Genomic DNA, 20,052 nt, shown 5'->3' on the forward strand with positions numbered 1-20,052 from the left:
GGGGCCCGTCAGGATGTCTCCGCGCCCCGCAACCGCGTATCGAGCAGATCACCCGTGCCGGCGAGGATCGGGTAGGCGAGCATCACGAAATCGGAGTTGATCGCCTTGAGCTCGCGCAGGGTTTCCTGATGGATGTTGGAGGTGTCGATGCTTTCCGACTGACCGCGCCTGAGCCGCTCGATGTGCGAGCGTTCCAGCGCCTCCTCGTGGGCGCGCACGCGCGCCTTCTCTTCCACCAGCGCCCGCGCCGCGCCCGGATCGTCGGTGATCAGCAGATCGAGCGCGCGGCGCGCGTTCGACAGAACCCGGTCGTGAAAGTCGGTGATCTCCTCGAGCCCCTCGGCCGAGAACCGCAGACCCTTGGCGTGCAGCCGCTCGGCCAGCGGCAGGAGTTTCCAGGCGATGGTGTTGGCCGCACTCTCCAGATGGGTCGAGAGCCGCGTCAGCGTCAGCGCCTTCTCCGCCAGCGCCTCATCCTGCGGGTGTGCCTTCTGCAGACGGGCGAGGTAAAGCTTCACGCCCATGTGCATGCGCGCGACCTCCTTGCCCTTCTCGCGGATGCCTTGGGCGGCGGCTTCATCCCAGCGCGCGTAGAGCGGCATGATCGCCCGCAGCATCGCCTCGACCTCCTCGCCGAGCCGGAGGATCTCGCGCCGCGCGCAGGCGAGCGCCCGCGCAGGCTGGTCGAGCGCGGATTCGTCCAGCGCGCTTGCGCGCTCGAGCGCCGCGCCCTCCACCGGATCGGGCATGAGCCGCGCGACAAGGCCCAGCGTCGCGCCGGCAAGGGGGATGGCGAGGAGTGCCAGCACGCCGTTGAAGGCGAGATGGAGGTTGAGGGCGGCGCGCTCGGGCGTGGGGCCCAAAAACGGCAGAACATGCGGCGCGAGCATGAGCGCGATCAGCGCCCCGCCGCCGCGCAGCGCGAGGTTGCCGAGCACCACGCGGCGTGCGGGAAGCGGTGCCCCGGCGGTGAGCGGCCAGGCGATGAAGGCGCCGCCCAGATTGGCCCCGAGGATCATGGCACCGGCGGCCTCAACACCGATCGCACCCTGTCCGGCGAGGGTCACGATGAGGAGCACGGCGGCCACCGACGAGTGCACGAGCCAGGTGAAGACGGCGGCCAGCGCGAAGAGGGCGATGGAGTCGCGTGACAGCGCCTCGATGGCCTCCATCATCACCGCGCTTTCGCGGATGGGCGCGGCAGCCTCGCGGATCATGGACAGCGAGATGAAGACAAGGCCAAGCCCGATCAGGATACGGCCGGTCTGGCGCATGGTCCGCCGACGCCCCCGCATGAAGATCGCAACCCCGGTGAGGAGGAGAAGCGGCGGCAGCCAGGCGGGCTTGAGCACCAGAAGCTGGGTGATCGCGGCCGAGCCGACATCGGCGCCGAGCAGGATCGCAAGCCCCGTGACCGGCGCGAGCGTCCCCGCCGCCACAAAGCCCGTGGCCAGCACCGCCACCGCCGTTGCGCTCTGCAGCGCCAGCGCCGCACCAGCCCCGCTCAGGGCGGCAAGCGCGCGGCTGTCGCCGCTCTTCCTGAGGAAGCGGCGCAGCGGCACCGAAAAGGCGCGCTCGACCCCGGTGCGCACAAGACGCACCGCCCAGATCAGAAGCGCCGCCGCGCCGGCGATGTTGAGAAGCGTCAGCGACATCCGGCCCAATGCCCCCGCCATCGTCGCTTCGCGCATGCGCGCGCAAAGCCCGTTGCGGGACTGTTACATTTCGCCGCGCCCCCTGCAATCGCCCCTTCAGGCGGGGACCGGCGTGCCGCCCGAGAGCACCTCGACCGCCCAGGGCGTGTCGATGTTGCCGCCCGAGAGTATGACGGCCACCTTGCGCCCGGCCATGCGCGCGCGCTCGGCCATGAGCGCAGCGAGGGCGGCGGCGCCCGCGCCCTCGGCCATGTTGTGGGTGGCGCGGAACATCAGCCGGATCGCCGCGGCAATCTCGTCGTCGCCGACCGCGACAATGCGCGAGGCGCCGCGCGAATAGACATCGAAGGCCTCCTGCACCGGCACCCGCACCGCGACGCCATCGGCGAAGGTGCGGGCGGCGTTGCTCTCCACCAGCCGGCCGGCCTCGACCGAGAGTTTCACGCAGGGCGCGCCCTCGGCGACAACGCCGATGATTTCGGTGGAGAGCCCCAGCGCATCGCGCGCCGCGATCGTGCCGCAGATGCCCGAGCCGCAGCCGATCGGCACATAGACGGCGTCGAGATCGCGGTGCTCGAGAAACATCTCGAAGGCGTAAGTTGCCACCCCGCGCACCAGTTCGCGGTGGAAGGGCGGCACGATGGCGAGCCCCTCGGCCTCGGCCACGCGGAAGGCCTCCTCGCGGGCGGTGTCGAAGTCATCGCCGAACTCGATGAGCTCGGCGCCGTAGGCGCGCATGGCGGCGTTCTTCTCCACCGAATTGCCGCGGGGGACGTAGATTTTTGCCCTGAGCTCCGCGGCCGTGGCCGCCAGCGCCTGGGACTGGCCGTGATTGCCGCGGGTGGCGGTGCAGATGCCGGCAATGCCCGGCTGGCTGCGCTTCAGCCAGTCGATGAAGGTGACGCCCCCGCGCACCTTGAAGGCGCCGGTCGGGCAGTGGTTCTCGTGCTTGACCCAGACCTCCGCACCCGTGGCTTCGGCCAGAAGCGGCCAGCGGTGGGTGGGGGTGGGCGGAACCTGGGCGTGGACGAGCCGCGCGGCGGCCTCGAGCTCGGCGGTGGTGAAGAGTGCCATGCTGGCTCCCTGCTCGGTTGCGCGCCTGCGGCGCAAGTCCTTCCTCTCGCCGCCGCCCCTTGCGGGGCGACGGCTCGGCTGCCTCCGGCGGGGGTATTTGCACCCAGGGTGAGAGGGGCGGCGCCGGTGCCTGGCCTTTCCGGTCAGATCCCCATGCAGACGTATTTCATCTCCACATATTCCTCGATGCCGTGGCGCGAGCCTTCGCGGCCGAGGCCCGATTGCTTGACGCCGCCGAAAGGCGCCACCTCGGTGGAGATGATGCCGGTGTTGACCCCGACGATGCCGTATTCGAGCGCCTCGGCCACCTTCCATACGCGCGAGAGGTCGCGGGCGTAGAAATAGGCGGCAAGGCCGAAGATGGTGTCGTTGGCCATGGCGATGACGTCCTCGTCGCGCTCGAAGCGGAAGAGGGGGGCGAGGGGGCCGAAGGTTTCTTCCCGCGCCACCTTCATCTCCTGGGTCACGCCGGTGAGGATGGTGGGCTCGAAGAAGGTGCCGCCCAAGGCATGCGGCTTGCCGCCGGTGACGATCTTCGCGCCCTTCGACACGGCATCCTCGATGTGCTCCTGCACCTTCGCCACCGCATCGGCGTTGATGAGGGGGCCGAGCACGGTGCCGGGCTCGAGCCCGTCGCCGACCGGCATCTGCCGCACCCGCGCGGCGAGCTTCTCGGCAAAGGCGTCGTAGACTCCGGCCTGGACATAGATGCGGTTGGCGCACACGCAGGTCTGGCCGTTGTTGCGGTATTTGGAGGCGATCGCCCCTTCAACGGCGGCGTCGAGATCGGCGTCGTCGAAGACGATGAAGGGCGCGTTGCCGCCGAGCTCCATGGAGCATTTCTTCACCTGATCGGCGGCCTGGCGCAGCAGGATGCGGCCGACCTCGGTGGAGCCGGTGAAGGAGAGCTTGCGCACCGTCTCGTTCTCGCAGAACTCCTTGCCGATGCCCGCCGAGTCGGTCGAGGTGATGATCGACAGCACCCCCTTGGGCAGGCCGGCGCGGTCGGCCAGAACACCGAGCGCGAGCGCGGAGAGCGGTGTGAGCGCGGCCGGGCGCACGACGATGGAGCAGCCTGCAGCGAGCGCGGGGCCGACCTTGCGGGTGATCATGGCGTTGGGGAAGTTCCACGGGGTGATCGCCGCGGCCACGCCGATGGGCTGGCGCAGCACCAGAAGCCGCTTGTCGGGCTGATGGCCGGGGATGGTCTCGCCATAGACGCGCTTGCCCTCCTCGGCGAACCATTCGATGAAGCTCGCGCCGTAGAGGATCTCGGCCTTCGCCTCGGCCAGCGGCTTGCCCTGCTCGGCAGTAAGGATGGCGGCAAGGTCGTCTGCGTGCTCCACCATCAGGTCATACCAGCGGCGCAGGATCTGCGCCCGCTCCTTGGCGGTGCGCGCGGCCCAGCCCTTCATCGCCTCGTTGGCGGCGGCGATGGCGCGGGCGGTCTCGGCACGGCCGACATCGGCGACCTCGGCGATGACATCGCCGCGGGCGGGGTTTCTGACCGGGAAGGTCTTGCCGTCATCGGCCGCGCACCACTCACCGGCGAGATAGGCGCGGGTTTCCAGCAGGCCCGGGTCCTTCAGCAGGGCGGAAAGGTCGGTGCGGCTGTCGAGCATGGCTGTCTCCCTCTGGCTGTCGCCTTGCGGCGCGCGGTAGCATTGGCTTTGTTGTCGTTCCAAAGCGGGACGGATGCAAGGGAAGCGGCCATGGACCTTTCGGACGACTACGAGAACGCGCGCTACATTCCCGGTGCCGAGGGCTACCCGCCGCGCTGGGAGGCGGAGGCGGCGGCGTTTCGCGCCAGCCTTGGGCGGCGCGCGGAGCTGGACATCGCCTATGGTGCCGGGGAGCGGCAGAGACTTGACCTGTTCCGCCCCGAAGAGAAGGCGCGGGGCCTCGTTGTCTTCGTTCACGGCGGCTATTGGCGGCGGTTCGACAAGTCGCTGTGGTCGCATCTGGCCGCGGGCTCGCTGGCGCACGGCTTCGCGGTGGCGATGCCCTCCTACACGCTGGCGCCCCGGGCGCGGATCCGGGCGATCACGCGCGAGGTGGCCGCGTCGCTGGAAGCTGCGGCGGAGCGCGTTCCCGAAGGGCCGCTCGTGGTCACCGGGCACAGTGCCGGGGGGCACCTGTCGCTGCGGATGGCCTGCCGCGACGTGGCACTTTCGGCCGATGTGACCGCGCGGATGCGACGAGTGGTGCCGATCTCGCCCCTGTGCGATCTGCGCCCGCTTCTCAAGACCGTCATCAACGATGATCTGCATCTCGACGCCGACGAGGCGGCGGCGGAAAGCCCGCTCCTCGCACAGCCGCGCGACGAGGTGGAAACGATCGTCTGGGTCGGCGCGGAGGAGCGGCCGGTGTTTCTCGATCAGGCGCGCTGGGCCGCCGGGGGCTGGCCGCGCGCACGGCTGCGCATCGCGCCGGGCAGGCACCATTTCGACGTGATCGATGCGCTTGCGGAGCCCGGGTCGCCCATGGTTGCCGATATTGTCGGCGGCCTTGCCTGAAGGCGCCGTTCCGGCAAGGAAGGCATCTTTCCGGGAGGGAGGGGTGGTGCCGGTGAAGGGACTCGAACCCCCGACCCACGCATTACGAATGCGTTGCTCTACCAGCTGAGCTACACCGGCCGACGGGCCGCTCCTTATCACCCGATTTCGCGGCTGTGTAGCCCTATTTTTTGTCTTCCGCGTCCGAGTCGTCTTCGAGAAGTTCGGCTTCGAGCACCGGCGCGGCTTCCGCCTCGCCGAGAGATTCCGCCTCCGGCCGGCCGGAATCCGCCCGTGGCGCCGATGGCGCGCCCTTCTCCGCCTCCTGCGCTTCGGACGGCGCGGTGGCTGGCCCGGCGTCGGCATCGCCATCGGCCGGAAGCGGTGTCGGCGCCGCGCGGTCGTCGCCGACAAGAAGGGGCAGCATCCCCGCCGTGCCGGTCATGTGCATTGCGCCCTCGGGCGGGGTGCGCCAGCTCAGCGTGTCGAAGGCGCCGCAGCTGGCGCATACCGGCGCCCACTCGGCATGCACCGCTTGGCAGTTGTCGCACACCCACTGTGGCCCGCGCGGTGCGGTGACGGCGCGGGCCAGCCAGCCGCGCACCACCGATTCGGGCGCGCCCGAGCCGCGCTCGATGGCGGCCATGAGCGCGAGAACGCGTGCCGTCGGTTCCCGCTCGGGCAGATCGCCGAGCGCCCGGCGCGCGGCCGGAAAATCCTCCGCGGCGATGTAGAGCTCGGCCAGGAGCATCTTCGTTTCGGGATGGTCGGGGTTGGCATTCACCAGCGCCTGGAAGCGATGAAGCCGCTCGGCCGGGGTCTCGTCCGGCACGATCTCGGCGAAGGCGGCGGCAAGATCGGGATGCGGCTGCGCCTCCCAGGCCTTGACCAGAATCCGCGTGGCGAGTTTCGGCTTGCCCTGCTCGATATAGGCGCGCGCGGCCATCACCGCGGCAGGCACCAGATCGGGCGAAAGGCGGTTGGCCTCGATCGCCGCTTCCCGCGCCTCGATGGAGTTGCCCTCGGCCAGCACTTCGCGCGCCTCGCTGAGCGCCAGCACCGCGTCGCGGCGGCGGAACACGTCACGCGGCAGCTGGCCGTGGCGAAGCTTGGCGCCGAGCGTCTTGCGCGCGCCCTTCCAGTCGTGCTTCTGCGCCTGGAGCCGAAGCAGGATGTCCTGCACCTCCTCGTGCTTTGGCTTCAGCGCGAAGGCACGTTCGGCCAGTTTCAGGGCGGTGTCGGTGTCGCCTTCGGCGAGGCGCAGTTTCATCAACCCGCGCACGCCCACGAAACGCGTGCGTTCATCGGCCAGAAGCGCCTTGTAGGCGTCTTCGGCGCGTTTCCGGTCGCCGGTCATCTCGGCGGCCTGGGCAACGATGAGGCTGGTCAGCTCCGGGCGGTGCAGCAGCTTTTCCGCCCTCTGGGCCTTGGCCGCCGCCACCCGCGCCTCACCCGAGGCGAGCGCCACCAGCGCATCGGCCAGCGCCTCGAAGCCGCGCCGCTCGCGGTTGCGCTGAAAATAGCGGGTGATGGCCGTCTCGTCGCCGGCGAGAAAGCGGACGAAGGCCACGACAAGACCGGCGAATTTCAAGACCACCCACAGAAGCAGCATCAACGCCAGCGCCGCAATCGCCGCCTGCAGCGGCCCGAGGGTGAATTCGATGCTGCCGAGATCGACCCGCACGCCGCCCGACAGCTGCGCCAGCCATCCCGCGGCATAGGTCAGCGCGCCCACGAGGACGACGAAGAGAAGTATCTTGACGAGTGACCAGAGCATGTCGTCGTCCTCAGTTGGATTGCGCGGTGGTGGGAAGGCTGGCGGCGAGGGCTTCTGCCGCCTCGAGCACCTTCAGGCGCGCCCGCGCTCTGGCCTCCCAGTCGGCCATCGCGGCACGGCCCTCGGGCGGCAGCGCCTCGATCTCGACGAGAGCGCCCCTGAGGTCGCCCGCCTTCAGCGCCGCCTCGGCGCGGGACAGGATGGCGTCGGGGTCATCGCCTTCGCGCGGCTCCAGCGAGCGCGCACCGAGCTGGATGCGCAGGAACGCCGTCCAGCGGTCGATCTCGCCGCGCTCGGCGGCCGCGCGCGTTGCGGCGACCAGTGCGGCACGGGCGGCCTCGGGGAAGCGCTCGACCAGCATCGCCTCGGTGGGCACGCCGGTTTCGGCAGCGGCGGCCAGCGCTTCGGGCACCTGCGCGCCGGTGCGGCGGGTGATCTCGGCAAGCTCCTCGGCAAAGGGTCGGCCCGCGTCGATGGCGGCAAGAAGCCGGGCATGGGCAGCACGGGCTGCGGCGATGTTCTCCATCTCCCGGGCAGCTTTCTCGAGTGCCTCGGCGCGCGCGGATGCCTCGGCAAGGGCAGCCAGCCGCGCCGCCGCTTCGGCCTCGAGCGCGCTCACGCGCGCCTCGAGATCGGCCTTGAGCCTGCCGACCTCCGCGGCCAGCTGCTCCCTCATCTCCGCGAGTTTCGCTTCGTAGGCGGCGGCAATCTCTTCGGGCAGCTCCGCCTGCGGGATCGGCTGGACCTCCAGCGCCGCGAGCCGCGCCTCGAGAGCCGCAAGGCGGTCGGTCAGAGCGGCGAGCGCGGTGGCGTCGGCCTTCGCCGCGAGCGCGTTCTCGACGGCCGAGACCCGCGTCGTGACCTCTTCGAGGTTGCCCGAGAGCGAGTCGAGGCTGCCGCCGAGGGTCGCGGCGCTTTCCGACAGCCGTGCCTGCAGCTCGGTGAGGCGCGCCTCGTGCGCCGCAAGGCGCTCCTCCAGCCGCGTGAGGGACTGTGCCAGCTGCGTGTTGGCGCCGATGAGGCCGCGCTCCGCGGCCAGCCACATCAGCCCCGCCCCGATGACCGCCGCAGCCGCGCCACCGGCTAGCGCGGCGCCAAGAGCGCCGCCGCGCCGGGGTTCGGGCGCCACCTCGGTGGCGACGGGTGCCGAAGGCGCAGACGGCGCGCCGCCCGCTTTCCCTTCGGCCGAGTCGTCGACCGACTCGCCCGCCAGTTCGCCCGTTGCTTCGCCCGCCGGTTCGGCTGTGGCCGCGCCCTTCCCGTCGGAGCCTCCTTCCGGTTCGCTGGGCGGAGCGGTCTCGTTGCCGGTGCTCGCTGCAGCCACGTCTTCGGGAAGGCCGTGCCGCTCGTCCGCCTCCGAGCGCCCCTCCGACGCCTCGGCGGCGGTGGCGTTCGCCTCCCTGCCGGCTTCTTCCGCCGTGCCGTCAGCGGTGCTCTGCTTCTTCACCCTTCAATCCCTTCGTCCAGATCGCGCGCTTCGTGCCTACTTATGCGCGGGGTCATTGTCGCTCAACCCGGCCAGTTTCGGTAGAGCTCCGCGACATGGTGGACCATTTCCGCCGCCCTCGGCGCGGGAAGGATGGCAAGCCGCTCCGGCTCCGGCCCCGTCCAGTGCGCGCGCCACGCATCCGCGACGGCGGGGCTCATCGCCACGAGATGAAGCGCCGCCCGCGCCCCCTCCGCCGCCCTGGCGAAAAGCGTGGCGCTGCGCGGCGAGAACAGCGGCGCGACCACCGCGTGCGGACGGGCCAGAAGCGCCCGCGCGGCCTCGCCGAGCGGGATCGGGCGCTGTTCGTAGACGACCGCCTCATGTGTCTCTGTGCCGGCCGAGGAAAGCGCCGCGGCGAGGTCAAGGCGGGTTTCGGTGCCGCGCAGGTGAATGAGCGGCGCCGCGAGCGGCCGCGCCCGCAGAAGCGCCAGAAGATCCTCGGCCGTTTCGGCCACGGCGTGCACGTCGAGGCCGCGTGCGCGTGCAGCCCGGGCGGTTTCTTCGCCGACCACGAAGGCGGGCGCGCTCAGCGGTGCGGCCAGGAGCCGCGCGGCCTGCGCCGAGGTCAGAATCAGCCCGCGATAGCGCGAAAGGTCTTCGGGCAGCGGCCGCGGCAGGATTTCCATGACCGGGGCGATCAGCACCGGCGGCAGAGGCGACAGGCACGCCTCGAGGCGTTGCAGGAACCCGCGCGCGCGGTCCGCCGGCCGTGTGAGAAGGAGCGGCGGCAACCGTTCCGGCGCAGGCAGGTCGGGCCTCATTGCGGCGCTCTTCTCGGGGTCGCTCACGGGGGCCTTCTCCTCCCGGCTGGCCGCGGGCAGGATTGTGTGCGGCTCCCGCCGGTGCTAACCCGCCGGGACGCCAGGGCGCAATGGGCAGGATATGGCCGACACACTCACGGTGCTGGGGCTCGAGAGCAGCTGCGACGACACCGCGGCGGCCGTGGTGCGCCAGCGCGCGGGTGGGCGGCCGGAGATTCTCTCCTCCATCGTCGCGGGTCAGACGGAGCTGCACGCGGCCTTCGGCGGCGTCGTGCCCGAGATCGCCGCGCGCGCCCATGTGGAAAAGCTCGACCTCTGCGTGGAAGCGGCGCTGAGCGAGGCGGGCTTGCGGCTTTCGGCCATCGACGCGGTTGCCGTCACCGCCGGGCCGGGGCTGATCGGCGGGCTGCTTGCCGGAGTGATGATGGCCAAGGGCATCGCCGCCGGCGCCGGCCTGCCGCTGGTGGGCGTCAACCATCTTGCCGGCCACGCGCTGACGCCGCGGCTCACCGATGGCCTTGCCTTCCCCTATCTCGTGCTTCTCGTCTCGGGCGGTCACTGCCAGTTTCTCATGGCCCGGGGGGTGGAGGATTTCACCCGTCTCGGCGGCACCATCGACGACGCGCCCGGCGAAGCCTTTGACAAGACCGCCCGGATTCTCGGCCTGCCCCAGCCCGGCGGGCCCTCGGTGGAGGCGGCCGCGCGCGCGGGCGACCCGCGCCGCTTCGCCCTGCCGCGCCCGCTTCTCGACCGGCCGGGGTGCGACCTTTCCTTTTCCGGGCTCAAGACGGCGCTTCTGCGCGAGCGTGACCGGCTGATGGAAGCGCAAGGCGGGCTGACGGAGCAGGACCGCGCCGATCTCTGCGCGAGCTTTCAGGCGGCGGTGACGGAGGTGCTGGCCGAAAAGTCCCGCCGGGCGCTTGCGCTCTACATGGCCGAGGCGCCGGCCGAGCCCGCCTTTGCCGTGGCCGGCGGGGTGGCGGCCAATGCCACCATTCGCGCCGCGCTCGAGGCGGTCGCGGCAGAGGCGGGGGCGCGGTTTCTTGCGCCGCCGCTCAGCCTTTGCACCGACAACGCCGCGATGATCGCCTGGGCGGGGCTTGAGCGCTTCCGCCTCGGACGGCGCGACGACATGACGCTTTCGGCCCGCCCCCGCTGGCCGCTCGATGCGGCGAGCCCGGCGATGCTGGGCGGCGGCAAGCGGGGGGCAAAGGCATGAGCCGCATCGGCATCTTGGGCGCCGGCGCCTTCGGCACGGCTCTGGCCATCGCGCTCGCCCGCGCGGGGCACGAGGTGGCGCTCTGGGCGCGGGATGCCGGAGCGGTGGCGGCCATGCGCGAGACGCGGCAGTCGCCACGCCTGCCCGGTGCGCGCCTGCCGGAGGGGATGCATCCAACCGCTTCCATCGCGGAAGCAAGCGCCACCGAGACCCTGCTTCTGGCCGTGCCGATGCAGGCGCTCGCGCCGCTCCTGCGGGAGAATGCGACCCTGTTCCGGCAGAAAACGCTGGTGGCCTGCTGCAAGGGGATCGACCTCGAGTCGGGCCTGCCGCCGCACCGGATCATCGCCCGCGATGCGCCAGAGGCCAGCCCCGCGCTGCTCTCCGGCCCGAGCTTCGCCGATGACATCGCCGCCGGCCTTCCCACGGCGCTGACCATCGCCGCGGCGGACGAGGCGCGGGCCGAGGCGTTGCAGAGGGAGCTGAGCACGCCGGTGCTGCGGCTCTACCGCTCCACCGATCTCGAAGGCGTCGCGGCGGGCGGGGCGCTCAAGAACGTCATCGCCATCGCCTGCGGCGTGGTGATCGGCGCGGGCCTTGGCGAAAGCGCCCGGGCGGCGCTGCTCACCCGCGGCTTCGCCGAGATGCGGCGCTATGCGGAAGCCCAGGGCGCGCAGGCCGAGACGCTGGCCGGACTCTCGGGCCTTGGCGATCTGGCGCTCACCTGCACCTCGGAGAAGTCCCGCAACTTCGCCTTCGGCAAGCGCCTTGGCGCGGCCGGCCGGGCCGAGACGCTGGCGACCACCGAAGGCATCGCCACCGCCCGTGCCGTGGCCGCGCGCGCGCGGGCTGCGGGGCTCGAGATGCCGATCACCGAGCTTGTGGCGGCGCTCGTGGACGGGCGCGTGAGCGTGGCCGAGGCGGCGGAGCGGCTGCTTTCGCGCCCGCTGCGCCCGGAATAGGGAGAGGATACATGCGCTACTGGCTGTTCAAGTCCGAGCCTTCCACATGGTCGTGGGACGACATGGTTGCCGCCGGCGCGGCCGGCACGCCGTGGGACGGGGTGCGCAACTATCAGGCGCGCAACTTCATGCGCGAGATGAAGGTGGGTGATCGCGGCTTCTTCTACCATTCGCAGAAGGACAAGGCGATTGTCGGCATCGTCGAGGTCATTGCCGAGGCCCATCCCGACCCCACCACCGACGACCCGCGCTGGGAATGCGTGGATGTGCGCGCGCTCAAGCCGCTCGCCCGGCCGGTGACACTGGCCGAGATCAAGGCAAACCCGGAGCTTTCCGACATGATGCTTGTCACCAACAGCCGGCTTTCGGTGCAGCCCGTGACCGAAAGGCAATGGCGGATCATCTGCGAGATGGGCGGCGTCGAACCCTGAGACAGGCGGGCGCGGCTTGCGCTATGCTGCGGGCCAGGCCGCGGTTCCGGCCCGGCCGTCAGACAGGGAGAGAGACGCGATGGAAGTGCTCAACGTGATCGTCGCCGCCGCGGTGGCGTGGGTGTTCGGTGCCATCTGGTACAGCGCCCTTGCCCGGCAATGGATGGAAGCCTCCGGCCTCAAGCCCGAGGACATCAACCGCAAGGATCCCTTTCCCTTCATCGTCAGCTTCATCGGCGCGCTGCTGGTGGCGGGGATGATGCGCCACATCTTTGCCAGCTCCGGCATCGTGAGCATCGGCGGCGGCGTCGTCGCCGGGCTTGGCATGGGGCTGTTTCTGGTGTTGCCGTGGATGGTCAACAATGTGCTCTACGGACAGCGCGACCGCCGGCTGATCTGGATCGATGGCGGCTATCCGGTCATCGGCATGACGCTGATCGGGCTGGTGCTGAACCTGTTCTGACGTGCCCGCGGACGGGGAGGCGCGCCCGGATGCGAATGGAGGGCCCCGTCCCCCCGGTCGGGACCCTCCATCACCCCACGTGCTCCCTCAGCACCACACGTGTTCTGTCCAGAGGTCCCGACCGTCCTGGCCGTGGACCCGGATATACACGTTCGGGCCGCGTGGGGCAAAAGCCAAGTGCCTAAAATTGCACGACACTTCGCGGGAAATGCCGCCGGTCAGTCGTAGACCGACTCCTTGCCGAAGTGCTTGACGAGAAGGTAGTACAGCACGGCGCGGTACTTGTTGCGCTCCGAACGGCCGTAGGTGTCGATGGCGGCGTTGATCGCGTCCATCAGCTCCGGCCCGTCGGGCAGGCCAAGCTTCTTGATCAGGAAGTTGTTCTTCACCGTCTCGAGCTCCCCCGGCTGGGTGGCGGCGACGGTGGAGGCGTCGGGGTCATAGATCGACGGCCCGCAGCCGATGGTGACCTTGGTCAGAAGATCCATGTCCGGCGTCACGCCGCACTTGGTGCGCAGATCCTCTGCATATTTCTGAATCAGCTCGTCGCGTCGGCCCATCTTGCTCTCTCCCTGCGGTTCCGGCGTTCGCCCTGGCGCTGAGACCGGGCGTTGAGGGCATGAAAACGGGAGCCGACCGGGGAGGCAACAAAAAACCGCAGCCGGGGCGCGTCGCGGCGTCCCGGCTGTGGCTTCGGCACACGGTGAAAACCCTCGAGGGGCGTCGCCGCCCTCAGTAGCGGTAATGCTCGGGCTTGAAGGGCCCCTCGGGGCTCACCCCGATGTATTCGGCCTGCTCGGGCGTCAGCTTCGTCAGTTTCACGCCGATCTTGTCGAGATGCAGACGCGCGACCTTCTCGTCGAGGTGCTTGGGCAGGATGTAGACCTTGTTCTCGTACTGATCGCCCTTCGTCCACAGCTCGATCTGGGCCAGCACCTGGTTGGTGAAGGAGGCCGACATCACGAAGCTCGGGTGGCCGGTGGCGTTGCCGAGGTTCAGGAGCCTGCCTTCGGACAAGAGGATGATCCGGTTGCCCGAGGGCATCTCGATCATGTCCACCTGATCCTTGATCCGCGTCCACTTGTGGTTGCGCAGCGCGGCCACCTGAATTTCGTTGTCGAAATGGCCGATGTTGCCGACGATCGCCATGTCCTTCATGCGGCGCATGTGCTCGAGCCGGATGACATCCTTGTTGCCGGTCGCGGTGATGAAGATGTCGGCCGTCTCGACCACGTCCTCGAGCGTGGTGACCTGGTAGCCGTCCATCGCCGCCTGCAGCGCGCAGATCGGGTCGGCCTCGGTCACGATCACCCGCGCGCCGGCACCGCGCAAGCTCGCCGCCGAGCCCTTGCCCACATCGCCATAGCCGCAGACCACCGCAACCTTGCCCGCGATCATCGTGTCGGTGGCGCGGCGGATGCCGTCGACGAGGCTCTCGCGGCAGCCATACTTGTTGTCGAACTTCGACTTGGTGACCGAGTCGTTGACGTTGATGGCGGGGAAGGGAAGGTGCCCCTTCTCCATCATCTTGTAGAGCCGGTGCACGCCGGTGGTCGTCTCCTCCGACACGCCGCGGATCATGTGGCGCTGCTTCACGAACCAGCCGGGCGTCTCCTTCATGCGCTTGCGGATCTGGGCGAAAAGGTATTCCTCCTCCTCCGAGGTCGGCACCGCGATGAGGTCTTCCTCGCCTTCCTCCACCCGCGCTCCGAGCAGGATGTAGAGCGTCGCATCGCCGCCATCGTCGAGAATGAGGTTCGCGCCCCCCTCGGGGAACTGGAAGATCCGGTCGGTGTAGGACCAGTAGTCCTCGAGGCTCTCGCCCTTCACCGCGAAGACCGGCACGCCGGCCTTGGCAATCGCCGCGGCGGCATGATCCTGGGTGGAGAAGATGTTGCACGACGCCCAGCGCACATCCGCGCCCAGCGCCACCAAGGTCTCGATCAGCACCGCCGTCTGGATGGTCATGTGCAGCGAGCCGGCGATGCGCGCGCCCTTCAGGGGCTTTGCCTCGCCGTATTCGGCGCGCAGGGCCATCAGCCCCGGCATCTCGGTTTCGGCGATCTCGATTTCCTTGCGCCCGAAATCGGCGAGCTTGATGTCCTTGACGACGTAATCCTTGGCCATGTTCCGGCGGCTCCTCAACTCCGTGTTGCCGCAGGCTCTAGCACCGGCGGGCGAGGGCGGCAACACGGCTGGCCGCCCTTGCGCCCGCGCCGAGGTGCACTAAAAGCTCGCCGTCATGAAGACACCCCCCCGCGCCTGGCAACGCATGCTTTCGGGCCGCAGGCTCGACCTGCTCGATCCCACGCCCGTGGACGTGGAGATCGAAGACATCGCCCACGGTCTTGCCTTCGTCGCCCGCTGGAACGGGCAGACGCGCGGCGACTGGCCCTATTCGGTGGCCGAACACTCGCTTCTGGTGGAGGAGATCTTCGCCCGCCTGCCCGGCGGCGGGGAGCCGCGCTGGCGGCTTGCCGCGCTTCTGCATGACGCGCCGGAATATGTGATCGGCGACATGATCTCGCCGGTGAAGGCCGCCGTCGGGGCCGGGTATGCCGAGCTCGAGGCGCGGCTTTCGGCAGCGATTCACCTGCGCTTCGGCCTGCCTGCGGTGCTGCCCCAGCAGGTCAAGCGCCGCATAAAGCGGGCCGACCGTGTTTCGGCCTGGCTAGAGGCGGTGCAGATTGCCGGCTTCACCGAGCAAGAGGCCGACCGCTTCTTCGGGCGTCCCGACGCTGCGCTCATCGAGGGCGCGCGCATCCGGCTGCGCCCGCCGGTCGAGGTGCGCAAGGCCTACACCGCCCGCCATGCCGAGCTGATGCGGCAGATTTCCTGATCGGGGACGATCTCAGCCCGGATCGCAGGTCATGCCGGCGACCAGAGGTGGCGGGCCTTCCGTCTTGCGCCAGCCGCGGAAGGTGCCGTCGAGAAACACAAGCTCGAGCCCCTTCCATGAGACGATTTCCACCGGCATCAAGGCACAATCGGTGCGCAGGGTTCGGGACCGGGGCGGACCGCCAATCAACTCTTCCACCGTTTCCACCACCCCGTCGCGGGCGCGGCCGAAGTCGATTCGCAGCTCGGTTCCGTGGGGCTGAAGGCCCCCTTCATCAGGGGTGAGCCCGCGCGTTGAGGCCTGCTCTTGCGGTGCGGCGCAGGCCGCGAGCAGCACCAGCGTGAAGATGCTGGTCCTCACCGCGGGCTGCGCTTGGCGAGGATGCGCTGCAGAGTGCGGCGGTGCATGTTCAGCCGCCGCGCGGTCTCGCTCACGTTTCGGTCGCACAGCTCGTAGACACGCTGGATGTGCTCCCAGCGCACGCGGTCGGCGCTCATCGGGTTCTCGGGGGGCGGCGGCAATGCGTTCTCGGGCGCGAGCAGCGCGGCGATCACGTCATCGGCATCGGCGGGTTTGGCGAGGTAATCGGTCGCCCCGATCTTCACCGCCGCCACGGCCGTGGCAATGGCGCCGTAGCCGGTCAGCACGACGATGCGCGAATCCGGCCGGCGCGCGCGCAGGGTCTCGACCACGTCAAGCCCGTTGCCGTCTTCGAGCCGCAGGTCGACCACGGCGTAGGCGGGCGGGCGGGCCGTGGCGATGGCCTTGCCGGAGGCCACCGAATTCGCCGTCTCGGGCCGAAAGCCGCGCTTTTCCATCGCCCGCGCGAGTCGCTTTAGAAACGGCTCGTCGTCGTCGACGATGAGGAGCGAAGGGTCAGGCCCGATCTCCCTCAGCGCGCGCTCGGTCATGGCGTCTCTCCCGATTGCACCGAAAGCGTGTTGCGCGGCAAGTTAGAGCCGGCGCGCGACCCGGTCAAATCCGCGGCAGGGCCGATCAGTTGCCGAGCCGCTCGGCGGCCTCGATGTAGCAGGCTGTGCGCCGGGCGACCTCTTCCTCGTTCTCGTCGCGGCGGAAGAAATCCACCACGCCGTGTCCGGGCAGGACGAGATAGGTGAAGGTCGAATGATCGACGAGATAGAACTCGTCGTCGCCCTCATGCTTGCGGTAATAGGTCTTGTAGGCCTGCGAGGCGGCCTTGACCTGCTCGGGGCTGCCGGTGAGGCCGATCATGCGCGGGTGCATGTAGGAGGCGTATTCGCCCACCACCTCGGGCGTGTCGCGCTCGGGGTCGATGGAGATGAACACCGGCTGCACGTCGTACCCCTGCTCCAGCAGGATGTCGACGGCGGCGGCATTGCGCGCGTTGTCGAGCGGGCAGACATCGGGGCAGAACGTGTAGCCGAAATAGACAAGGCTCGGCTTCGTGAACACGTCCCTGTCGGTCACCGTCTCGCCGCTCGCATTGACAAGCTCGAAAGGGCCACCGATGGCGCCGATGCCCCCCGCGACCTGGGCGCCGCCACAGGCGGCAAGGACCGACTCGGTCGAGCGGAAGAAGGCGAGCCAGGCGCTCACCCCGACCATTGCCGCAAGCAGTATGACGGCGAGGATGGCTGTGGCCCTCGTCATGTGACTCTCCTCTTCTGGTGTCTGCCCGTGGTCGGGCGCGATTGATCGGCGCGCTGGCCGCGGGCTACAAGTGGTCAGTTTGACGCAAACAGGCAAGGCCGTGCCGGCAGGATCGGAGCCCGATGATGCAGGATGATCCCGACCCGATGGCCCTGCTCAAGGCGGGGGGGCAGCGTGTGCGCCTGCGGACCCTCGTCATCCTGCGCTGGATTGCCGTGGCCGGCCAGCTTGCCGCAATTCTCGTCGCAGCGCGCTTTCTCGGGCTCCGGCTCGAGACCGGGCTTCTGGCGCTTGCGGTCGGAGCTTCGGTCATCGTCAATCTCGTGGCCATGGCGCTGGCGCCGCGCAACCGGCGCCTTGGGGAAGGCGAAGCGGCGGCGATGCTGCTGTTTGACCTCGTTCAGCTTGCCGTTCTGCTCGCGCTCACCGGCGGGCTCAACAACCCCTTTGCAATTCTCATCCTCGCGCCGGTCACCATCTCGGCGGCGGCGCTGCGGCCGGCGTCGACGGCGGTGCTGGGGGCCGTGGCCATCGTTCTCATCACCATCGTCTGGCGCTTCCACCTGCCGCTTGTCACCTCCGGCGGCGAGGTGCTGGCGTTGCCGCCCCTGCTGTCGCTGGGTTTCTGGTCGGCGATCGTGATCGGCATCGCGTTTCTTGCCGGGTACGTCGCGCGGGTCGCCGCGGAGGGGCGGGCGATGTCGCAGGCGCTTCTGGCCACCCAGATGGCGCTTGAGCGCGAGCAGCGGCTCACCGACATCGGCGGCATCGTCGCTGCGGCCGCCCATGAGCTGGGCACGCCGCTGGCCACCATCAAGCTCGCCAGCGCCGAACTTGCCGAGGAGTTGGCCGAGGAGCTCGGCGACCGCCCCGATCTGGCCGAGGATGTGGCGCTGATCCGCGAACAGGCGGACCGCTGCCGGGACATCCTGCGCTCGATGGGCGAGATGGGCAAGGACGACCGGCTGCTGCGGCTCATGCCGATCGAGGCGGTAGTGCAGGAAGCCGCGCGCCCGCACGAGCGGCGTGGCAGGGAAATCCTGATCTCGGCGAGGCCCATGCCGGGCGGGCGGGACGAGCAGCCGGTGCTGCTGCGCCGCGCCGAACTCATTCACGGGCTGCGCAACCTCATTCAGAACGCCGTCGACTTCGCCGAAAGCCGCGTGTGGGTCGATATCGGCTGGTCGGAAGACACGATCGTCATCCATATCGCCGACGACGGGCCGGGCTACCCCGCCGACGTGCTCGACCGCATCGGCGACCCGTTCGTGCGCCGCCGGACCCGCGGCGGCGGCAGTGGTGGCGCCCGCGCCGGTTACGAGGGCATGGGACTGGGGCTGTTCATTGCCAAGACGCTGCTCGAGCGCACGGGCGCCGTGCTCACCTTTGCCAACGCTGCCGACGTTCACGCGCCGCAGCACCGACGCGGCGAGCCTTGCGGGGCCGTTGTCGAGGTGCGCTGGCCCTTCACCGCCATCGCCGCGCCCGCCGGTGCCGATCGGGCGGCGCTGGGCTCGAACATGCCCTACCGCGCCGAAGACGCCGAGTCGTGAGGGATATCCCGCGTTAAGGCACTGTTAACCGGCGTTTTCCTAAAACTGTCCACAGCAGGCAGCTGCGGGGGACGATCATGGATTGGGGACTGGCAGGTCAGATCGCCACGCTGCTCGCCGGCGGTGCGCTGGCGTCTTCGGCAATCGCGCTCGGCACCCTGCGCCTTGCAGGCCCGGAAAGGGGCAAGCTGTCCGCCGGGAATGCCCCCGCCGCGGGGTCCGAGGCCGAGGGCGCCGTCTTTCTGCTGCGCGGCGAGGAGCTGCTCGATGCCACGGCGGCGGGGCGGCTCATCCTCTCGCGCCACCCGGGCGCCGGCAGCGACCTGCAACGTTTGCTTGGCGCGCTGTCGCCGCGTTTTCCGACACTCGGCGCGCGCCTTGCCGAACTTTCGGAGCGCCGGCGCTTTGACCTTGCCGCCGCCGACGGCAGCGCATGGCTCGAGGCGGAATGGTCCGACGGCGTCGCACGTCTGAGGCTGGTGGAGCTGCACCGAGGCGCCCGGCGCGGCCCGACGGGCGCGATGGGCGCCGCGCTTCTCGCCGAGCTGGACGAGTTGCGCACCGTCGCTCGGCATACGCCCGTTCCCATCTGGCGCACCACGGCCGACGGAAGGATCAGCTGGGCCAATGCCGCCTATCTCGACCTCGCCGAACGGATGAGCGAGGCACCGGGCGCGGCATGCTGGCCGCCGCCGGTGCTTTTCGAAGGGCTCGGCCCGGCGGCGACGCTTGCCAAGGGCCAGCGCCACCCGCTTACCGAAGCCGGGACGGGCAGGCAGTTCTGGTATCGGTGCAGCGCCGTGGAGCTTGCCGATGGCGCGCTTTACACGGCATTGCCCGAGGATCGCGCCGTTGCCGCCGAACGGTCGCTTTCGAAATTCGTCCAGACGATGTCGAACACCTTCGCCGCGCTGACCGTGGGCCTTGCGATCTTCGACGGCCGCCGCGTGCTGTCGCTTTTCAACCCCGCCCTTGCCGAGCTCACCGGCCTGCCGGTGGAGTTTCTGGCCGGACGCCCGACGCTTCATGCCTTTCTCGACCGGCTGCGCGATCACCGCATGACGCCCGAGCCGCGCGACTATCGCAGCTGGCGGCGCAACATCGCCGAGCTCGAGGCGGCCGCCAGGGACGGAGCCTATTCGGAGATCTGGCCGCTGGTCGACGGGCGCACCTTCCGGGTTGACGGCCGTCCGCATCACGACGGCGCCATCGCCCTGGTGTTCGAGGATATCTCTTCGGAAGTCTCGCTGACCCGTCGCTTTCGCGCCGAAATCGAGACCGGGCAGGCCGTGATCGACAGCCTTGACGAGGCGATCGCGGTGTTTTCGGCCGCGGGCATCATGACGCTCGCCAACCGCGCCTATGCAAGGCTCTGGGGCAGTGATCCGCTGGCCACGCTGAAAGGGGACATCACGCTGCTCGATGCCACGCGCACATGGAACATGGCATGCGTTCCAACCCCGGTCTGGGGCGATGTGCGCGATTTCGCGGCCGGGCTCGGCGAACGGTCGGCCTGGAGCGCGGAGGTGCGTCTGCGCGACGGGCGGCGGCTTCAATGCCGGTTCGAGCCGATCCAGGGCGGCGCGATGCTTGCGGGTTTCCGCGAGCTTGATGCGGCGGTCGAAGCTTCGCCGCCGCGCGCGGCCCTCGAAGGGATCGAGGCCGGGGGCGTCGCGAGCAGGCGCGCCTGACCCCTTGCGGC

At 69.8% G+C, this 20,052-nt stretch carries 19 protein-coding genes and 1 tRNA gene; 8 read left to right on the forward strand and 12 right to left on the reverse strand.

The features are described 5' to 3' along the window. Positions 1 to 8 precede the first annotated feature (8 nt). From BLQ14_RS01030 to BLQ14_RS01040, 3 genes are all read right to left on the reverse strand, one after another. Positions 9 to 1,691, reverse strand: coding sequence for a Na/Pi cotransporter family protein (locus BLQ14_RS01030; RefSeq protein WP_245656800.1), 1,683 nt, complete (start codon positions 1,689 to 1,691; stop codon positions 9 to 11). 60 nt (positions 1,692 to 1,751) lie between these two features. Beyond that, the gene (locus BLQ14_RS01035) at positions 1,752 to 2,729 is read right to left on the reverse strand and encodes a threonine dehydratase (RefSeq protein WP_092497305.1); all 978 of its coding nucleotides are present in this window, start codon (positions 2,727 to 2,729) and stop codon (positions 1,752 to 1,754) included. 143 nt (positions 2,730 to 2,872) lie between these two features. After that, positions 2,873 to 4,351 carry an NAD-dependent succinate-semialdehyde dehydrogenase gene (locus BLQ14_RS01040; protein WP_092497307.1) on the reverse strand — a complete coding sequence of 493 codons (1,479 nt, stop codon included), beginning with the start codon at positions 4,349 to 4,351 and terminating at the stop codon, positions 2,873 to 2,875. Positions 4,352 to 4,441: 90 nt separating this feature from the next. Between BLQ14_RS01040 and BLQ14_RS01045 the strand changes: the two genes are divergently transcribed. Further along, positions 4,442 to 5,245 carry an alpha/beta hydrolase gene (locus BLQ14_RS01045; RefSeq protein WP_092497309.1) on the forward strand — a complete coding sequence of 268 codons (804 nt, stop codon included), beginning with the start codon at positions 4,442 to 4,444 and terminating at the stop codon, positions 5,243 to 5,245. Between the two features lie 44 nt (positions 5,246 to 5,289). Here the strand turns inward: BLQ14_RS01045 and BLQ14_RS01050 are convergent. From BLQ14_RS01050 to BLQ14_RS01065, 4 genes are all read right to left on the reverse strand, one after another. Then, positions 5,290 to 5,365 (reverse strand) — tRNA-Thr (locus BLQ14_RS01050). A gap of 43 nt (positions 5,366 to 5,408) precedes the next feature. Continuing rightward, positions 5,409 to 7,001, reverse strand: coding sequence for a heme biosynthesis protein HemY (locus BLQ14_RS01055; protein ID WP_092497311.1), 1,593 nt, complete (start codon positions 6,999 to 7,001; stop codon positions 5,409 to 5,411). A gap of 10 nt (positions 7,002 to 7,011) precedes the next feature. Beyond that, positions 7,012 to 8,448: a COG4223 family protein gene (locus BLQ14_RS01060; RefSeq protein ID WP_092497313.1), complete on the reverse strand. Its 1,437-nt coding sequence runs from the start codon at positions 8,446 to 8,448 to the stop codon at positions 7,012 to 7,014. 62 nt (positions 8,449 to 8,510) lie between these two features. Next, on the reverse strand, positions 8,511 to 9,278 hold the full coding sequence (locus tag BLQ14_RS01065) for a uroporphyrinogen-III synthase (protein ID WP_092497315.1): 768 nt from the start codon (positions 9,276 to 9,278) through the stop codon (positions 8,511 to 8,513). Between the two features lie 94 nt (positions 9,279 to 9,372). Here BLQ14_RS01065 and tsaD point away from each other — a divergent pair, with 94 nt between their 5' ends. From tsaD to BLQ14_RS01085, 4 genes are all read left to right on the forward strand, one after another. Further along, complete coding sequence (gene tsaD / locus BLQ14_RS01070) at positions 9,373 to 10,470, forward strand: tRNA (adenosine(37)-N6)-threonylcarbamoyltransferase complex transferase subunit TsaD (RefSeq protein ID WP_092497317.1); 1,098 nt, start codon at positions 9,373 to 9,375, stop codon at positions 10,468 to 10,470. Next, on the forward strand, positions 10,467 to 11,432 hold the full coding sequence (locus BLQ14_RS01075) for an NAD(P)H-dependent glycerol-3-phosphate dehydrogenase (RefSeq protein ID WP_092497319.1): 966 nt from the start codon (positions 10,467 to 10,469) through the stop codon (positions 11,430 to 11,432). Before tsaD ends, BLQ14_RS01075 begins: the two co-directional genes overlap by 4 nt. 11 nt (positions 11,433 to 11,443) lie before the next feature. After that, positions 11,444 to 11,863 carry an EVE domain-containing protein gene (locus tag BLQ14_RS01080; protein WP_092497321.1) on the forward strand — a complete coding sequence of 140 codons (420 nt, stop codon included), beginning with the start codon at positions 11,444 to 11,446 and terminating at the stop codon, positions 11,861 to 11,863. Positions 11,864 to 11,942: 79 nt separating this feature from the next. Further along, positions 11,943 to 12,326, forward strand: coding sequence for a DUF1761 domain-containing protein (locus BLQ14_RS01085; protein WP_092497323.1), 384 nt, complete (start codon positions 11,943 to 11,945; stop codon positions 12,324 to 12,326). Between the two features lie 218 nt (positions 12,327 to 12,544). On the opposite strand, the gene BLQ14_RS01090 is transcribed toward BLQ14_RS01085, so the two are convergent. Together BLQ14_RS01090 and ahcY are read right to left on the reverse strand one after the other, a co-directional pair. Continuing rightward, positions 12,545 to 12,886 (reverse strand): DUF2853 family protein, encoded by a 342-nt coding sequence (locus BLQ14_RS01090; protein WP_092497325.1) that lies wholly within the window; start codon positions 12,884 to 12,886, stop codon positions 12,545 to 12,547. Between the two features lie 172 nt (positions 12,887 to 13,058). Continuing rightward, entirely contained in the window at positions 13,059 to 14,453 is a 1,395-nt protein-coding gene (ahcY, locus tag BLQ14_RS01095) for an adenosylhomocysteinase (RefSeq protein WP_092497327.1), read from the reverse strand. 115 nt (positions 14,454 to 14,568) lie between these two features. Between ahcY and BLQ14_RS01100 the strand changes: the two genes are divergently transcribed. Beyond that, positions 14,569 to 15,165, forward strand: coding sequence for an HD domain-containing protein (locus tag BLQ14_RS01100; RefSeq protein ID WP_092497329.1), 597 nt, complete (start codon positions 14,569 to 14,571; stop codon positions 15,163 to 15,165). 12 nt (positions 15,166 to 15,177) lie between these two features. Here the strand turns inward: BLQ14_RS01100 and BLQ14_RS01105 are convergent, their stop codons facing one another. The 3 genes from BLQ14_RS01105 to BLQ14_RS01115 form a co-directional block, all read right to left on the reverse strand. Continuing rightward, a complete protein-coding gene (locus BLQ14_RS01105; RefSeq protein ID WP_092497331.1) occupies positions 15,178 to 15,525 on the reverse strand; it encodes a hypothetical protein in 348 nt (115 codons plus the stop codon). Continuing rightward, positions 15,522 to 16,076 (reverse strand): ActR/PrrA/RegA family redox response regulator transcription factor, encoded by a 555-nt coding sequence (locus BLQ14_RS01110; RefSeq protein WP_092497333.1) that lies wholly within the window; start codon positions 16,074 to 16,076, stop codon positions 15,522 to 15,524. The genes BLQ14_RS01105 and BLQ14_RS01110 overlap by 4 nt, the downstream gene beginning before the upstream one ends. 85 nt (positions 16,077 to 16,161) lie before the next feature. Next, entirely contained in the window at positions 16,162 to 16,797 is a 636-nt protein-coding gene (locus BLQ14_RS01115; protein WP_092497334.1) for an SCO family protein, read from the reverse strand. Positions 16,798 to 16,922: 125 nt separating this feature from the next. On the opposite strand from BLQ14_RS01115, the gene regB reads away from it, so the two are divergent. Next, positions 16,923 to 18,350, forward strand: coding sequence for a sensor histidine kinase RegB (gene regB / locus BLQ14_RS01120; RefSeq protein WP_092498284.1), 1,428 nt, complete (start codon positions 16,923 to 16,925; stop codon positions 18,348 to 18,350). A gap of 77 nt (positions 18,351 to 18,427) precedes the next feature. Further along, positions 18,428 to 20,041 carry a PAS domain-containing protein gene (locus tag BLQ14_RS01125; protein ID WP_092497336.1) on the forward strand — a complete coding sequence of 538 codons (1,614 nt, stop codon included), beginning with the start codon at positions 18,428 to 18,430 and terminating at the stop codon, positions 20,039 to 20,041. Positions 20,042 to 20,052: the final 11 nt, after the last annotated feature.

It is taken from the genome of Meinhardsimonia xiamenensis (assembly GCF_900102905.1).
Classification (GTDB): Bacteria; Pseudomonadota; Alphaproteobacteria; order Rhodobacterales; family Rhodobacteraceae; genus Meinhardsimonia; species Meinhardsimonia xiamenensis.

Bases quoted from the DNA above. Each gene is read 5' to 3' on its own strand.
- BLQ14_RS01085 (WP_092497323.1), top strand. From the start codon at position 11,943: ATGGAAGTGCTCAACGTGATCGTCGCCGCCGCGGTGGCGTGGGTGTTC.
- BLQ14_RS01045 (WP_092497309.1), top strand. From the start codon at position 4,442: ATGGACCTTTCGGACGACTACGAGAACGCGCGCTACATTCCCGGTGCC.
- BLQ14_RS01100 (WP_092497329.1), top strand. From the start codon at position 14,569: ATGAAGACACCCCCCCGCGCCTGGCAACGCATGCTTTCGGGCCGCAGG.
- BLQ14_RS01080 (WP_092497321.1), top strand. From the start codon at position 11,444: ATGCGCTACTGGCTGTTCAAGTCCGAGCCTTCCACATGGTCGTGGGAC.
- BLQ14_RS01125 (WP_092497336.1), top strand. From the start codon at position 18,428: ATGGATTGGGGACTGGCAGGTCAGATCGCCACGCTGCTCGCCGGCGGT.
- ahcY (WP_092497327.1), bottom strand. From the start codon at position 14,453: ATGGCCAAGGATTACGTCGTCAAGGACATCAAGCTCGCCGATTTCGGG.
- BLQ14_RS01030 (WP_245656800.1), bottom strand. From the start codon at position 1,691: ATGCGCGAAGCGACGATGGCGGGGGCATTGGGCCGGATGTCGCTGACG.
- BLQ14_RS01055 (WP_092497311.1), bottom strand. From the start codon at position 7,001: ATGCTCTGGTCACTCGTCAAGATACTTCTCTTCGTCGTCCTCGTGGGC.
- BLQ14_RS01035 (WP_092497305.1), bottom strand. From the start codon at position 2,729: ATGGCACTCTTCACCACCGCCGAGCTCGAGGCCGCCGCGCGGCTCGTC.
- BLQ14_RS01115 (WP_092497334.1), bottom strand. From the start codon at position 16,797: ATGACGAGGGCCACAGCCATCCTCGCCGTCATACTGCTTGCGGCAATG.
- BLQ14_RS01090 (WP_092497325.1), bottom strand. From the start codon at position 12,886: ATGGGCCGACGCGACGAGCTGATTCAGAAATATGCAGAGGATCTGCGC.
- BLQ14_RS01040 (WP_092497307.1), bottom strand. From the start codon at position 4,351: ATGCTCGACAGCCGCACCGACCTTTCCGCCCTGCTGAAGGACCCGGGC.
- BLQ14_RS01110 (WP_092497333.1), bottom strand. From the start codon at position 16,076: ATGACCGAGCGCGCGCTGAGGGAGATCGGGCCTGACCCTTCGCTCCTC.
- BLQ14_RS01075 (WP_092497319.1), top strand. From the start codon at position 10,467: ATGAGCCGCATCGGCATCTTGGGCGCCGGCGCCTTCGGCACGGCTCTG.
- regB (WP_092498284.1), top strand. From the start codon at position 16,923: ATGCAGGATGATCCCGACCCGATGGCCCTGCTCAAGGCGGGGGGGCAG.
- tsaD (WP_092497317.1), top strand. From the start codon at position 9,373: ATGGCCGACACACTCACGGTGCTGGGGCTCGAGAGCAGCTGCGACGAC.